The organism is Mesorhizobium sp. M1B.F.Ca.ET.045.04.1.1 (assembly GCF_003952465.1).
Lineage (GTDB): Bacteria > Pseudomonadota > Alphaproteobacteria > Rhizobiales > Rhizobiaceae > Mesorhizobium > Mesorhizobium shonense.
This window is the reverse complement of the sequence record NZ_CP034448.1, coordinates 22,201-36,917: the sequence shown is the minus strand read 5'-3', so window position 1 is coordinate 36,917 and position 14,717 is coordinate 22,201. Positions and strand designations below refer to the sequence as shown.

General features: G+C 63.8%; 11 protein-coding genes, 1 tRNA gene, 2 pseudogenes and 1 riboswitch. Of the genes and pseudogenes, 6 read left to right on the top strand and 8 right to left on the bottom strand.

Annotated features, from left to right (window positions below; translation table 11 throughout):
- Positions 1-40 precede the first annotated feature (40 nt).
- Complete coding sequence (locus EJ071_RS00175; RefSeq protein WP_126096262.1) at positions 41-1,186, top strand: ceramide glucosyltransferase; 1,146 nt, start codon at positions 41-43, stop codon at positions 1,184-1,186.
- Positions 1,187-1,217: 31 nt separating this feature from the next.
- Here EJ071_RS00175 and EJ071_RS00170 read toward each other — a convergent pair whose 3' ends face one another.
- Positions 1,218-2,405, bottom strand: a complete 1,188-nt coding sequence (locus EJ071_RS00170; protein ID WP_126096261.1) for an O-succinylhomoserine sulfhydrylase — start codon at positions 2,403-2,405, stop codon at positions 1,218-1,220.
- Between the two features lie 67 nt (positions 2,406-2,472).
- Positions 2,473-2,550: riboswitch (SAM riboswitch) on the bottom strand.
- Between the two features lie 202 nt (positions 2,551-2,752).
- Between EJ071_RS00170 and EJ071_RS00165 the strand changes: the two genes are divergently transcribed.
- Positions 2,753-3,847, top strand: coding sequence for a 2'-deoxycytidine 5'-triphosphate deaminase (locus EJ071_RS00165; RefSeq protein ID WP_126096260.1), 1,095 nt, complete (start codon positions 2,753-2,755; stop codon positions 3,845-3,847).
- Positions 3,848-4,038: 191 nt separating this feature from the next.
- Here EJ071_RS00165 and EJ071_RS00160 read toward each other — a convergent pair.
- The 5 genes and pseudogenes from EJ071_RS00160 to chvE form a co-directional block, all read right to left on the bottom strand.
- Positions 4,039-4,290, bottom strand: a pseudogene (locus EJ071_RS00160) (GIY-YIG nuclease family protein); the annotation flags it as partial.
- A 200-nt stretch (positions 4,291-4,490) separates the two neighbouring features.
- Positions 4,491-5,480 (bottom strand): AraD1 family protein, encoded by a 990-nt coding sequence (gene araD1, locus EJ071_RS00155; RefSeq protein WP_126096258.1) that lies wholly within the window; start codon positions 5,478-5,480, stop codon positions 4,491-4,493.
- A 208-nt stretch (positions 5,481-5,688) separates the two neighbouring features.
- A complete protein-coding gene (gene mmsB / locus EJ071_RS00150) occupies positions 5,689-6,981 on the bottom strand; it encodes a multiple monosaccharide ABC transporter permease (RefSeq protein WP_126096257.1) in 1,293 nt (430 codons plus the stop codon).
- Complete coding sequence (mmsA, locus tag EJ071_RS00145; RefSeq protein WP_126096256.1) at positions 6,978-8,513, bottom strand: multiple monosaccharide ABC transporter ATP-binding protein; 1,536 nt, start codon at positions 8,511-8,513, stop codon at positions 6,978-6,980. The genes mmsB and mmsA overlap by 4 nt, the downstream gene beginning before the upstream one ends.
- A 189-nt stretch (positions 8,514-8,702) precedes the next feature.
- Positions 8,703-9,773, bottom strand: a complete 1,071-nt coding sequence (gene chvE / locus EJ071_RS00140) for a multiple monosaccharide ABC transporter substrate-binding protein (protein ID WP_126096255.1) — start codon at positions 9,771-9,773, stop codon at positions 8,703-8,705.
- 293 nt (positions 9,774-10,066) lie between these two features.
- On the opposite strand from chvE, the gene EJ071_RS00135 reads away from it, so the two are divergent.
- Both EJ071_RS00135 and EJ071_RS00130 read left to right on the top strand, forming a co-directional pair.
- A complete protein-coding gene (locus EJ071_RS00135) occupies positions 10,067-11,056 on the top strand; it encodes a LysR substrate-binding domain-containing protein (RefSeq protein WP_126096254.1) in 990 nt (329 codons plus the stop codon).
- A gap of 104 nt (positions 11,057-11,160) precedes the next feature.
- Positions 11,161-11,517 carry a protamine-2 (modular protein) gene (locus EJ071_RS00130; RefSeq protein WP_126096253.1) on the top strand — a complete coding sequence of 119 codons (357 nt, stop codon included), beginning with the start codon at positions 11,161-11,163 and terminating at the stop codon, positions 11,515-11,517.
- Positions 11,518-11,752: 235 nt separating this feature from the next.
- Here EJ071_RS00130 and EJ071_RS00125 read toward each other — a convergent pair.
- Positions 11,753-11,826, bottom strand: a tRNA-Gly gene (locus EJ071_RS00125).
- Positions 11,827-12,043: 217 nt separating this feature from the next.
- Here EJ071_RS00125 and EJ071_RS00120 point away from each other — a divergent pair.
- A complete protein-coding gene (locus EJ071_RS00120) occupies positions 12,044-12,307 on the top strand; it encodes a DUF6460 domain-containing protein (RefSeq protein WP_126096252.1) in 264 nt (87 codons plus the stop codon).
- A gap of 10 nt (positions 12,308-12,317) precedes the next feature.
- On the opposite strand, the gene EJ071_RS00115 is transcribed toward EJ071_RS00120, so the two are convergent.
- Positions 12,318-13,220: a histone deacetylase gene (locus tag EJ071_RS00115; protein ID WP_126096251.1), complete on the bottom strand. Its 903-nt coding sequence runs from the start codon at positions 13,218-13,220 to the stop codon at positions 12,318-12,320.
- Positions 13,221-13,425: 205 nt separating this feature from the next.
- On the opposite strand from EJ071_RS00115, the pseudogene EJ071_RS00110 reads away from it, so the two are divergent.
- Positions 13,426-14,686, top strand: a pseudogene (locus tag EJ071_RS00110) (MATE family efflux transporter).
- Positions 14,687-14,717: the final 31 nt, after the last annotated feature.

Here is a 14,717-nt window from a genome sequence, read left to right as displayed (position 1 = left end):
AAATGGCCGCGGGCGGCTTTTCCGGAGTGACCAGATCTCGATGGAACTGACTCTCGCAGCCGCCTTTGCATCGTCAGCCCTTCTTCTTTCCAATTTCGCCAGCATCATGCTCGCATCGTCGCGGCTGAAGGCACGTCGCATCATTCCTCCGCCCGCGGAGAAGCAGCCACCGGTCTCCATCATCGTGCCGTCGCGCGGCGTCGAGCCGTTCGCCGAGGAGACGCTTGATCGCGCCTTCTCGCTCGATTGGCCGCGCTATGAGCTGATCTTCTGCGTTGCCGGCGCCGAAGACCCCGTGGTCAAGCTGATCAATGCCGCGATCGCGCGCTTCCCCAAGGTTCCGGCGCGGCTGCTCGTCGGCGACGACAGGATCAGCGCCAATCCCAAGCTCAACAATTGCGTGAAGGGCTGGCAGGCGGCGCGGCACGACTGGGTGATCCTTGCCGATTCCAACGTGCTGATGCCCAAGGACTATGTTCAGCATCTGATGGCGGCCTGGCGGCCGGATACCGGCCTCGTTTGCTCGACGCCGATAGGCTCGCGGCCGGACGGGTTTTGGGCCGAAGTCGAATGCGCCTTCCTCAACACGCTGCAGGCGCGCTGGCAATATGCGGGCGAGGCGCTCGGCCTCGGCTTCGCCCAAGGCAAGAGCATGTTGTGGAACAAGCCGATGCTCGACGCGAACGGCGGTATCCAGGCTTTAGCCGCCGAGATCGCCGAGGACGCGGCCGCCACCAAGCTGGTCAACGGCTTGGGACTGCGCGTCAATCTCGTCGCCTCGCCCTTCGAACAGCCGCTCGGCCAGCGCACGTTCGCCGAAATCTGGTCGCGTCAGGCGCGCTGGGCGCGGCTGCGCCGCGTCACCTTCCCGCTGTTTTTTGCCCCCGAAATCCTGACCGGTGTGGCGTTGCCGTTGCTGCTCGCGCTTATCGCGGCGGCGAGTGCCGGCGTCAGCCTGCCCACCACGGCGCTTTGCGTTCTGGCGTTCGCCTATGTGCCGGAATGCCTGCTCGCCTGGTCCAAGGGCTGGTATCTGTCGCCGCGCAGCGTCACCGCGATGATCGTGCGCGACGCCATGCTTCCCGCCGTCTGGGCGCGCGGCTGGCTGGCCGGCGCTGTCGAATGGCGCGGCAACGCCATGACCATCCGCACCAGCGCGATAACCGAGCTGGAAGAGATTGCCTGAGCCTCGCTCAGGCGCTCTCTCGATCGGCCTGCTACTTCGCCGCTTTCAGCGCCTCGTCAATATCGGCCAGCAGATCGTCGGCGTCCTCAAGCCCGACAGACAGACGCAGTGTTCCCGGGCCGATGCCGAGCTCTGCGCGCGCCTCGTCGCTGAGGTTCTTATGCGTCGTCGTCGCCGGATGGGTGATCAGGCTCTTGGCGTCGCCGAGATTGTTGGAGATCAGCACGATGTCGAGAGCGTTCTGGAAGGCGAAGGCCGCCTGCTTGCCGCCCTTGACGTCGAGGCAGATCAGCGTCGAGCCGCCGGACATCTGCTTCTTGACGATATCGGCCTGCGGATGGTCGGCCCGGCCCGGATAGATGACGCGGGCGATCTCCGGCCGGCCGGCCAGGAAGTCGGCGATCTTGCCGGCGCTCTCGGTCTGCTGGCGCACGCGCAGCGGCAGCGTCTCAAGCCCTTTGAGCAGCGTCCAGGCGTTGAAGGGCGACAGGCTCGGGCCGGTGTGGCGGAAATAGTCGTGCAGGTTCTCGTCGATCCACTTCTTGTCCGACAGGATGACGCCGCCGAGGCAGCGGCCCTGACCGTCGATATGCTTGGTCGCCGAATAGACCACGACATGGGCGCCAAGCTGCAGGGGCTTCTGCTGCAGCGGCGTGGCAAAGACATTGTCGACGATCACGCGTGCGCCGATCGAATTGGCTAAAGCGGCAACAGCAGTGATGTCGACCACTTCCAGCGTCGGGTTGGTCGGGCTTTCCAGGAAGAACAGCCTGGTGTTCGGCCTGACCGCCTTTTCCCAATTGGCGATGTCGGTGCCGTCGATCAGCGTCGCCTCGATGCCGTAGCGCGGCGCCAGCGTCTCGACCACCCAGCGGCAGGAGCCGAACAGCGCCCGCGCCGCAACGATGTGGTCGCCGGCCTTGACGCTGCAGAGCAGTGCCGCGCTGACCGCCGCCATGCCGGAAGCGGTGGCGCGCGCATCTTCCGCGCCTTCGAGCGCGCACATGCGCTTCTCGAACATGTCGACGGTCGGATTGGCGTAGCGCGAATAGATGAAGCCCGGCTCCTCGCCCTTGAAGCGGGCTTCCGCGGCTTGCGCCGTTTCGTAGACATAGCCCTGGGTGAGATACATCGCCTCGGCGGTCTCACCGAAACCGGAACGCAGCGTTCCGCCATGCACGAGTGCCGTCTGAGGCTTCCAATTTCGCGTCTTCGTCATCGCCCTAGTCCAACCCTAAGAAGCAAACACAAAAAAACCGGTCGCGATGTCGCAACCGGTCCATACGGCCTTGCGGCCAGCGGTCCTTTAGCGACTTGTTTAACGTGGCTGCAAGCCGACCGGCCAAATCACCACGGGATAACGATCCTTTAGGCCCGCGCCGCGCTTGCGTCAATTGCCGGCTTGATTAAGAGGTTTGTACCAGGCAGGAGCCTGCACCCATGCGCTTGCCCGGCCTTAGAGCAATTCCAGGAAAAGTGTGAAACCGCCGGAATTGCGTCAAAACAAAGAGGTAGAGCGGTTCGCCGTTTCCATGAAAGGGTGAATTGCTCTAGCGGAGCCAGACCTTGCGGCAGACAGGCATTCTACCGGATCAGGACATCGCGGCGCTGTTTGAGGCGAACGCGCTGAAATCGCCGCGCGCCCTCGACACCAACCAGATCCAGCCGGCCAGCCTCGATCTGAGGCTCGGCGAAAAGGCTTTTCGCGTGCGCGCTTCCTTCCTGCCAGGTCCGGATCACCTGGTGGCCGACAAGCTCGACCGGCTGAAGCTGCACGAGATCAGCCTTGCCGAGGGCGCGGTGCTGGAAACGGGCTGCGTCTACATCGTGCCGCTGCTCGAGAGCCTGGCGCTGCCGTCAGAAGTGTCGGCATCGGCCAATCCGAAGAGCTCGACCGGGCGGCTGGACATTTTCACGCGCGTCATGACCGATCGCGGCCATGAGTTCGACAAGATCGCCGCCGGCTATCATGGCCCACTCTACCTCGAGGTCAGCCCGCGCACCTTCCCGATCGTCGTGCGCGCCGGCTCGCGGTTGTCGCAGATACGCTTCCGCACCGGCAACGCGCTGCTGTCGGAGAACGAGCTGCGCGATCTCCATCGCGCCGAGATGCTGGTCGCCACCGAGCCTCCCAACATCTCCGGCGGCGGCATCGCGCTCTCCATCGACCTCGACGGCGACAAGGACGGCCTGGTCGGCTATCGCGGCAAGCACCACACCGGCTTGGTCGACGTCGACAAGCGCGCCGCGCAGGATGTCGTCGACTTCTGGGAGCCGCTCTATAAGAGCGGTGCCGGCGAGCTGGTGCTGGACCCGGACGAGTTCTACATCCTGGTCTCGCGCGAAGCCGTGCATGTGCCGCCGCTCTATGCCGCCGAGATGACGCCCTTCGACCCGCTGGTCGGCGAGTTCCGCGTCCACTATGCCGGCTTCTTCGATCCCGGCTTCGGCCACTCCGCCGCCGGCGGCAGCGGCAGTCGCGCAGTGCTCGAAGTGCGCAGCCACGAGGTGCCGTTCATCCTCGATCACGGCCAGATCGTCGGCCGCCTGGTCTACGAGCATATGCTCAAGCGCCCGCAGGCGCTTTACGGTACCGATCTAGGCTCGAACTATCAGGCGCAGGGGCTCAAGCTCTCCAAGCATTTCAGAGCAGCGCGCTGAGGCTGGGGTCTCCCCCTTGAGGGGGAGATGCCCGGCAGGGCAGAGGGGGTCGCGAAGGAATGCCGTCCTATCCCTTCGTCATTCTAGGGCGGAGCAAGGAGCGAAGCGACGCGCGCAGACCCTAGAATCCATGCCGTGACGCCTGAGCGCTGCGACGGTTCAGAACGTTCACCAGCCAATTCCGCGAAACAAGGATTGGTCTTCTCGATCAATTCAACCTTCCATTGGCGTGGCCAGCGCTTCAATGAAGTCTCTCGCTGGATGGCGTCGGTGATATCGAAATACTCCTCGTACCAGACCAGACGCTGCACGCCGTAACGGCTGGTGAAGCTGGAGCCTTGGCCGGTCTTGTGCTCGGGCATCCGACGAGCAAGGTCATTGGTGACACCGATATAGATCGTGCCGCATTTCTGGCTCGCGGTCATGTAGACGTAGCCTGTCATGTTGCGATCTTAGCTGGCGCTGTCGCCAACGGCTATTCTGGACGGCAGCATTCTGCGGCCAATGTCACGGCATGGATTCTAGGGTCTGCGCGCGTCGCTTCGCTCCTTGCTCCGCCCTAGAATGACGAAGACGGATCGGCGGGACAGCGACCCCCTCTGGCCTGCCGGCCATCTCCCCCTCAAGGGGGGAGATTACGCTCTCACAGCGCCTTCACCGCCACCTTGACCGGCTTTTCGATCTCCAGCGGGTTGCGCAGCGGCAAGCCGAAGTCCTTGGCCTCGATCTCGAACACGTCGCCCGCTTCCGTCCTGATGCCGTCGGCGAAGGACAGCGTCGCCGTGCCGAACATGTGCACATGCACGTCGCCGGGCTGACGGAAGGCCGAGTACTTGAAGTGGTGATGCTCGAGATTGGCGATGGTGTGCGACATGTTCGCTTCGCCCGACAGGAACGGCTTTTCCCAAAGCAGCTTGCCGTCACGCAGGATGCGTGAAGAGCCCCTGATATCGGCGGGCAAGTCTCCGATCAGGATCTCCGGTCCGAAGGACGCATTGCGCAGCTTGGAATGGGCGAGGAACAGGTAGTTCACCCGCTCGGTCACATGATCGGAGAATTCGTTGGACAGCGTGAAGCCGACGCGGAACGGTGCGCCGTCGTCGCCGATGACATAGATGCCGGCGATTTCCGGCTCCTCGCCGGCGTCCTGCGCGAAGGCGGGCGACATCAGCGCGGCACCGGGCGCAATCGCCATGGTGCCGTTGCCCTTGTAGAACCATTCCGGCTGCACGCCGATCTGGCCCTTGGCCGGCTTGCCGCCTTCCAGTCCCATGCGGAACATCTTCATGGAATCGGTGAGCTGCTCCTCGCCGTCGCTGAGCTTCTTGTGCATGGAATCGCGCGTCGCGGCTGAGCCGAGATGCGTCAGACCCGTGCCGGTGAGGTGGAGATGCGCGGGATCGGGATGGTTGATCGGCGATACCAGGCGCCCTTTCTTGTAGGCGGCGTCGAGATCGACCGTCTCGCCGTAGCCCTTGCGCTCGATCAGCGCTTCGAGGCCGGTGCCGGTGCGCGCCGCCTCCATCGCCAGCGAATAGACGCTGCGCGCGCCGTTGATGATCCGGGTCTTGCCGCCGCTGCGGGCAACGACGCGGATCGTCTCGGCGTCGTCGAGGATCTGGGAAATCAGCATGATGTACCCTCTCTCTTTTGCCTTGGCCTGGCTGCCGACGGGCAAACCCTGACCGGCGCGGCCCGGAACCAATCCGCGCCGCGGTTGAAACTCTTCGTCCGGATTGCGCTCGCGAGCCCGGTCCTTCAGGGGACTTCTTGGCGCCGACGGGCTGCCGGCAGCGTCGCGATCTAGAACCCGTATGCCTCCTGAACCTCGCTTCCGGCCTTTAAGCCTTGTTCTTGTTGTAGACGTCGAAGATGACGGCGCCGAGCAGCACCAGGCCCTTGACCACCTGCTGCCAGTCGACATTGACGCCCATGATCGACATGCCGTTGTTCATCACGCCCATGATGAAGCCGCCGACCACGGCGCCGATAACCTGTCCGACACCGCCCATAGCCGAGGCGCCGCCGATGAAGACGGCCGCGATCACGTCGAGCTCGCTGCCGAGACCGGCGGCCGGCACGGCCTGGCCCAGGCGCGCCGCGATGATCAGGCCGCCGAGTGCCGAAAGCACGCCCATGTTGATGAACACCATCAGCGTCAGCCGTTCGGTGTTGATGCCCGACAGCTGTGCAGCCTTGGCGTTGCCGCCCATCGCGTAGATGCGACGGCCGATGGTCATGCGCTTGGTGACGAAGACGAACAGCGAGATCAGCACGCCCATCACCAGAAGCACGACCGGCAGGCCCCTGTAGCTCGCGAACTGGACGACCAGGAACAGCGCCAATGCGCTGCCGACCAGCGTCTTGATGACGAACAGCGGGAAGGGCTCGGCCTCGTAGCCATGACGCTCACGCTTGCGGCGGGCCCTCAGCCCGAAATAGGCATAGGCCAGAACGGCGATGAGGCCGAGCACGATCGTCGTCATGTGCAGGGTAAGCCCGCTGCCGACGATGGTCTTGCCGGCGGCATTCACCGTCGGCGGGATCAGCGTCAGCGGCCCGATCACGTCCGGAATGAAGCCTGAGCTCAGCGCCTTGAAGCTGTCGGGAAGCGGGCCGACCGAGGAGCCGCCGCCCAGCAGCGCCTGGCAGATGCCGCGGAAGATCAGCATGCCCGCCAGCGTGACGATGAAGCTCGGTATCCGGTGGTAGGCGATCCAATAGCCTTGCGCCGCGCCTATGCCGCCACCGACGATGAGACAGATGATTGAAACCACCAGCGGATTGCTGAGCGGGCCGAGCGGCCAGATGACCATCATCATCGCCGCCAGTGCGCCGATGAAGCCCGCAACCGACCCGACGCTGAGGTCGATATGGCCGGAAACGATGACCAAAAGCATGCCCAGCGCCATCACGATGATGAACGAGTTCTGCTGCACCAGGTTGCTGAGGTTGACCGGTTTGAACAGCGTTCCCGACGTCGTGTACTGGAAGAACAGCATGATGACGATCAGGGCGATGATCAGGCCGTATTCGCGCAGGTTCGTCGTCAGCGCCGAGACGGCGATGCGCGGCCCCTGCTTGACGTCTTCGGCAGCGCCGGTCTGCGGTGCGGGAGCGCTTTCTGTGCTCATGATGCTTTTTTTCCTTCTCCGCGAACGATGGCTCGCATGATCTTTTCCTGGCTGGCGTCACTTGCCGCCATTTCGCCGACGATGCGCCCTTCGTTCATGACATAGATGCGATCGGTGATGCCGAGCAGCTCCGGCATTTCCGACGAGATGACGATGATCGCTTTGCCCTCGGCGGCGAGGCGGGCGATGATCGTATAGATTTCGTACTTGGCGCCGACGTCGATGCCGCGCGTCGGCTCGTCGAGGATCAGCAGCTCCGGGTCGGCGAACAGCCATTTCGACAGCACCACCTTCTGCTGGTTGCCGCCCGAGAGATTGCCGGTCATCTGGTAGACGCTGGAGGCGCGGATGTTGGTCTTCTTGCGATAGTCGTTGGCCACCCTCATTTCGCGCATGTCGTCGATGACGCCGCGGCTCGAAACGCCGCTCAGGTTGGCTAAAGTCACATTGTGCTTGATGTGGTCGATGAGGTTGAGGCCGTAGGTCTTGCGGTCCTCGGTGACGTAGGCGATGCCATTTGCCACCGCCTTGCTCACCGTCGAAAGGTCGACGGGCTTGCCTCGGTGCAGGACCTCGCCGGTGATATGCCGGCCGTAGGAGCGCCCGAACAAGCTCATCGCGAATTCGGTTCGGCCGGCACCCATCAATCCGGCGATGCCGACCACCTCGCCCTTGCGCACATTGAGGTTGACGTTCTTGATCACCTGCCGCTCGGCATGGATCGGGTGGAAGACCGACCAGTCCTTGACCTCGAAGACCACCTCACCGATGTTCGGCTCGCGCGGCGGGTAGCGGTCGTCGAGCGAGCGGCCGACCATCGAGGTGATGATGCGGTCCTCGCTGATATCCTTCCTGGGCAAGGTCTCGATGGTGCGTCCGTCGCGGATCACCGTGACCTTGTCGGCGACGCGGTTCACCTCGTTGAGCTTGTGCGAGATCAGGATCGAGGTCATGCCCTGGCGCTTGAACTCGAGCAAAAGGTCGAGCAGCGCCTGGCTGTCCTTTTCGCTGAGCGAGGCCGTCGGCTCGTCGAGGATCAACAGCTTCACTTCCTTGCTGAGCGCCTTGGCGATCTCGACCAGCTGCTGCTTGCCGACGCCGATATTGGTGATCAGCGTCTTGGGGTCTTCCTTGAGACCGACTTTCTTGAGCAGCGCGCCGGTGCGCTTCTCGTTGGCGTTCCAGTCGATGACGCCGTAGGTGGCGTGCTCGTTGCCGAGGAAGATGTTTTCCGCGATCGACAGCATCGGCACCAGGGCAAGCTCCTGGTGGATGATGACGATGCCGATATGCTCGCTGTCATGGATGCCCTTGAAGTGGCATTCCTGGCCGCGAAAGACGATCTCGCCTTCATAGGTGCCGGACGGATAGACACCCGACAGCACTTTCATGAGCGTCGATTTGCCGGCGCCGTTCTCGCCGACGATGGCGTGGATCTCACCTTCCTCGACGCTGAGGTTGACGTTCGACAGCGCTTTCACGCCAGGGAACGTCTTGGTGATGTCGCGCATCTCCAAAATCGTCGAGGTCATCAGGAATTCCGCTCCCTGGGCGCATGTCTTCCGTTTCGGGAAAGTGTCATACGCGAAATCAACATACCACAGCTTCTATGAGCCGTGACGGCGCATGGCGCCGCAGAAGCCGGCAAAAACAATACCGAGGTCGCTTCTGAACGAAAAGGGGCCCTGCGTGGCGCAGGACCCCTCGTTTTCCAAGCCGGATTACTTCAGCTCGTCGGCCTTGATGTAGCCGGAGTCGACGACCTGAGCCTGGTAGTTCGACTTGTCGACCTCATGCGGCGTCAAAAGGATCGAGGGAACGACCTTGACGTCGTTGTTGTAGGTCTTCTCGTCGAGGCCATCGGGCTTGCCGCCGGACAGCACCTTGTCGACCAACTGCACGGTGGCTTTGGCCAGTTCGCGGGTGTCCTTGAACACCGTCGAATACTGCTCGCCCGAGATGATCAGCTTGACCGAGGCGGTCTCGGCGTCCTGACCGGTCACGATCGGCCAGGGCTGTGCATCCGTGCCGTAGCCGACAGCGCGCAGCGAGGCGGTGATGCCGCGCGACAGGCCGTCATAGGGCGACAGAACGCCATCGACGCGGCTGCCGTCCGAATAGTTGGCCGAGAGCAGGTTGTCCATGCGCGCCTGCGCGGTCGCGGCGAGCCAACGCAGCGTGCCGACCTTATCCATGCCCGTCTGGCCGGACTTGATCTTGATCGAGCCGTCGTCGATCAGCGGCTGCAGGACGGAGATCGCGCCGTTGTAGAAGAAGAAGGCGTTGTTGTCGTCGGGCGAGCCGCCGAACAGTTCGACGTTCCACGGCTTGGTGTTCGGGAAGCGCTCCTTGAGGCCCTTGACCAGGGAATTCGCCTGGATGACGCCGACGCCGAAATTGTCGAAGGTGGTGTAGTAGTCGACATTCGGGGTCTTCTTGATCAGGCGGTCATACGCGATGGTGACCACGCCGGCATCGTTGGCCTTCTGCAGCGCATCGGCCATGGTGGTGCCGTCGATCGAGGCGATGATCAGCGCCTTCGGGCCCTTGGTGATTTCGTTTTCCAGCTGGCTGAGCTGGTTCGGGATGTCGTCCTGCGCGTACTGCAGGTCGACGGTATAGCCGAGCGCCTCGAGCTGGGACTTGACGGCGTCGCCGTCGTTGATCCAGCGCTGCGAGGTCTTGGTCGGCATTAGCACGCCCACGAGACCCTTGTCGGCCGCGTGCGCCGAATAGGTCGTGGCGGCAATGCCAAGGGCCGCGATGGCGGCCAGCGTCTTGATGATCTTCACATTACTCTCCCTGGTTGATGGACGCGACACCTCGGGGCTTCGCGGGCCGCGCAGTCGAACAGGAGCGCGGTCGCGCCTCTGTCGGCTTTATCGATCTCCGGTATCCTCCCAATCGGCCCCGCGGCGCCTTTTCAATCGATACGATTTTGCTCGTTGCCGATCTCTGCGCCTCGGAACGCGCGAAGGGTGGGTTCCTTTGACATAACTGTCAAATGCGATCTTTGCTGGTTGCTATACCGAAACTGGTATGGTTTAAGGCGCAACAAAAACCTGGCGGAGAGGGCTCGAAATTCATGGCGGCATTGCGCGATCCCGATGCGATTTCAGTAAGTTACGAGAAGCTGCCGGGGGAGGGGGAGACACTCCTGCGCAGCGGCTTGAGCCTGCGCCATATGCGCATGATCGCGGCGCTCGACGATCACGGACGGGTGAGCGCCGCTGCCCAGGTCATGAACATCTCCCAGCCGGCCGCCTCGCGTATGATCGCCGAGATGGAGGCCGTGCTCGACGTGAAGTTGTGCGAGCGACTGCCGCGCGGCATCACGCTGACCCCTTACGGCCAGGCGCTCGCCAGGCGCGCCCGCTCCATCCTACTCGAGATGCGCGAAGCCGACCGCGAGATTTCGGAGCTTAAGGCCGGCAAGGGCGGCTCGGTGTTCCTTGGCGCGGTGACCGCGCCGGCGATCGAGCTTGCCGTACCCGCGATTCGCGAGATCCGCCGCATCTACCCGCGCATCGAGATCACCATGCAGGTCGAGACGTCCAACGTGCTCGCCCGCGAGCTAATCGCGTCGCGCCATGACTTCATCATCGCCCGCATTCCCGACGACCTCAATCCGCGGCTGTTCGAATCGCGCGTCATCGGCATCGAGAAGGCCTGCCTGATCGTGCGCCGCGGCCATCCGCTTGCCACCGGCAGGATGGTCGGCCTGGACGAGACGGCGGCCTATGACTGGGTCTTCCAGTCCGGCGGCTCGCCGCTGCGCCAGGCGATGGAAAGCAATTTCCTGAACCGCAACATCCCGCTTCCCGACCGCATCCTCAACACCTCCTCGCTGCTCTTGACGCTGGTGATGGTGGCGCAATCCGACGCCATCGCCCCCGTTTCGGTCCAGGTGGCCAGGTTCATCCAGAGCGCCGACGGGCTGGCGGGAGCGATCGACGTCGTGCAGACCGAATTCGACATCGAGGTGAGGCCTTACAGCCTGATCACGGTCAAGAACCGCGTGCTCTCACCCGCCGCCAAGATGCTGCACGACTTCATCCTGCGCGAAGTGGGGTAATGGAACGAGAATGCTACTTGCACGTTCAAACCGAGCGGCGGCTTCCCGAGCCTGTTTCCGGGTGACGGACGAGTTGTCGATGCTCAACAGCTCGGGAGGTTTCGATGGAACGTCGGTTGTTTCTGACTGGAATGCTTGGCGTTGCGGGGGCAGCGGCACTCGCAGGCCTGGCCGGACCGGGCAAGGCGGTTGCCGGCATCCCCAAAGGCAACGGGATTCTCGATGAATTGGACAAGCCGGATCCGGCCATCTACGAGGAGGATGACCAGGATCTGGTGCAGCCGGCTCAGTACTATTACCGCCGCCGCCGCTACTACCGCGATCGCTACTACCGCGATCGGTACTACCGCCGTCGCCGCCGCCGGCGGGTTTGGAGAAGGGTCTGTCGCCGCTACTGGCGCTATGGCCGGCGTCATGTCCGCTGCTGGCGCCGCCGCGTCTGGATCGGCTTCTATCTCTGAGGCGATAGCAACCATGTACCCGGCGCCTGCCGGGTGAATTCGCAGACTGGGTCTTGCACTGGTGTGCAAGATCCAAAGGCTCGCTTTGCAAACCGTAGACTCCACCCTTGCGCACACTGGTCGGCCTGAGTTCGATCCGATGCACCCGGCAGCCGCCGGGGAATCGGCCGCGTAAAACCCGGTGTAAAACTGCGCGATTTTGGTGAAGTCTGGCTCAAACCCTTGCATCGCAAGGTGGAGCGGGTAGCGGGAATCGAACCCGCGCGTTCAGCTTGGGAAGCTGACAAGCTACCATTACATCATACCCGCGCAGCAGCCTCGTTACCATGATGGCGGGGTCTCGAGCAATCGGCTCTTGTCGCGAGACCCGGATATGTTTCGATGCCTGCGCCACCTGGCCGACAGTACGCTTTCCTCGACGCGGCGCGGCCGCCCCCATACAGTTGCGCTGCTTGATGCTGGTCGACCAAATGCGTATTTCTGGGGCCATGCTGCCGAATCGGGCAGCTCGAACCGGAGAACGGCCTTGTCCGCACTGACACGCTTTCTAGGCGATACGCCGCTCAGGGTGCTCGTGAAGCTGCTGGTGGTTTCCTTCCTCGTCGGGCTCGTCATGCACGCCTTCGGCTGGAGCCCGATGGACGTGCTCTATGGCATCCGCCAGTTTTTCATCGATTTGTGGAATCTCGGCTTCCACGCGGTCGACCGCTTCCTGGGCTATATCCTGCTCGGTGCGGCGATCGTCGTCCCGGCCTTCATCCTGCTCAGGATTGCCAGTTACAGGAAGTAGCCTCGACGCGTCACGCATAGCGGGCTGCCGCCTCGAACAGGATGGCGTGGCGTGCGGCCAGCGCCGGCACATCGGTCGAATAGCCGCCGCCGATGACGCCGCACAGCGCAACGCCGGCTGTGCGGAAATGATTGATCACCATCTCGTCGCGGGCGCGCAGGCCGTTATCGGAGAGCGCCAGCCGGCCAAGTCGGTCCTCGGCATGGACATCCACTCCTGCGTTGTAGAAGACGATGTCCCAGCGCCGTCTCGCGGAAAGCTCTGGAAGAATGGCGCGGAGCCGGTCGAGATAGGCGGCATCGCCGGTGCCGTCGGGCAAGGCGATATCGAGATCGGAGGCGATCTTGCGCGCCGGGTAGTTGCGATCGCCATGCATGGAGAAGGTGAAGGCGCGGGGTTCATCCTTCAGGATGTCCGCCGTGCCGTCGCCCTGATGCACGTCGAGATCGACGATCAGGATGTTTTCGACGGCGCGCTCGGCAAGCAGCGCCAGCGAAGCGACCGCCACATCGTTGAAGGTGCAGAAGCCGGCGCCCTGCGCGCGCCTGGCATGATGGCTGCCGCCGGCGGCGTTGCAGGCAATGCCGTGCTTCAGCGCCAGCCGCGCCGCCAGCACCGTGCCCGCGGTGGCAAGCTGCGCCCTCAGCGACACGCGCCGGCCGACCGGGAAGCCGATCTCGCGCTCTATTCTTTCGGGCACCTCGCATGCGAGCACTTGGTCGACATAGTCGGCCGCATGCGCGAGTTTCAGCCACTTCGCCGGCGCTGGTTCCGGCATCGAAAGCGCTTCCGGCATGGCCAGCCCGCGGGCGCGCAAGGCCTCCATCAGCAGCGGATATTTGCTCATTGGAAAGCGATGGTTGACGGCAAAGCCGGCGTCATAGTCGGGATGGTGGACGATCTGCAAAGGCATGATGGGGGCGGCCTGCGCCAGTCTTCCTGCGCCAGTCTGGGAATTCGGTTGGCCGCCACCGGATGGCGATTGCGCGGCGGCGGCAAACTGGGGCACATCGGCGGTTCGATCAAGCAGCAAGGCAGCAGTCCCTTTGGATGCGACCCGGGCCAACGCCAGATCCTTCATCGTCACCAATCGCTCGGTGCTGGCGATCGCGGTGCCGATGACGCTCGCCTATCTGACGACACCGCTACTCGGCATCGTCGACACGGCGGTGGTCGGCCAGTTCGGCGACGCCGCCCTGCTCGGCGGCCTGGCCGCGGGCGCGCTGGTGTTCGACGTCGTCTTCACCACCTTCAACTTCCTGCGTTCCGGCACCACCGGCCTCGTCGCCCAGGCATTCGGGCGCGGCGATCCGCTGGAGGAACAGGCCGTTCTCTGGCGGGCCGTATTGATCGCGGTCGTCGCCCGGCGTCGTGCTTGCAGCGCTTGCGCCGCTCTTTGCCGTGGCTGGACAATGGTTCATGGGCGCCGAGCCGCGCGTCAGCGGGGCGATGTCGGTCTATATCCGCATCAGGCTGCTCGCCGCGCCCTTCTCGCTCGTCAACTACGCCATATTGGGCTATGTGCTGGGGCGCGGCGAGGGTGGGCTCGGGCTGATGCTGCAGGCGGTTCTCAACGGCATCAACATCGCGCTCTGTTTCCTGCTCGGCCTCGAGCTTGGCTGGGGCGTCGCCGGCGTCGCCTGGGCGACCGTCACCGGCGAGTTCCTGGCGATGCTGCTCGGCCTTGCCATCGTGCTCGGCCGCTTCCGCAAGCTGCAGCGGCCGTCGCGCCGGCGTATCCTCGACTTGCCGGCCTACCGTCGCATGCTGTCGCTCAACCGCGACATCATGATCCGCTCCTTCTCGCTGCTTGCCGCCTTTGCGCTGTTCACCCGGCAGGGCGCGCAGTTCGGCACGGTGACGCTCGCCGCCAACGCCGTGCTGATGAACTTCTTCCTCATCGCCGGCTATTTCCTCGACGGCTTCGCCACCGCTGCTGAGCAACTGGCCGGCCGCGCCATCGGCGCGCAGGCGGCGACACCATTCCGCCAGGCCGTGCGGCTGACGCTGATCTGGGGTTTCGGGCTCGCCGGCGTTGCGACCCTGGTGCTGCTCACGGCCGGCGCCAACCTGGTGGCGCTGGTGACGACCGCGCCGGAGGTCCGCGCGGTCGCCGACACCTATCTGCCCTGGGCCGCCTTCACGGCGCTGAGCGGCGTGCTCGCCTTCCAGATGGACGGCGTCTTCATCGGCGCCACCTGGTCGCGCGATATGCGCAACATGATGCTCTTGTCTTTCCTGGCCTTTTCCGCCGCGCTTATCACGCTGGCGCCGGCCTTCGGCAACAACGGCCTTTGGGCGTCGCTGCATGTGTTTCTGCTGGTGCGAGGATTCAGTCTTCTTGCGATGCTGCGGGTGCGGGCGCGGACTGCGTTTTAGACTAGAGCAAATTCCAGGAAAAGTGTGAGCG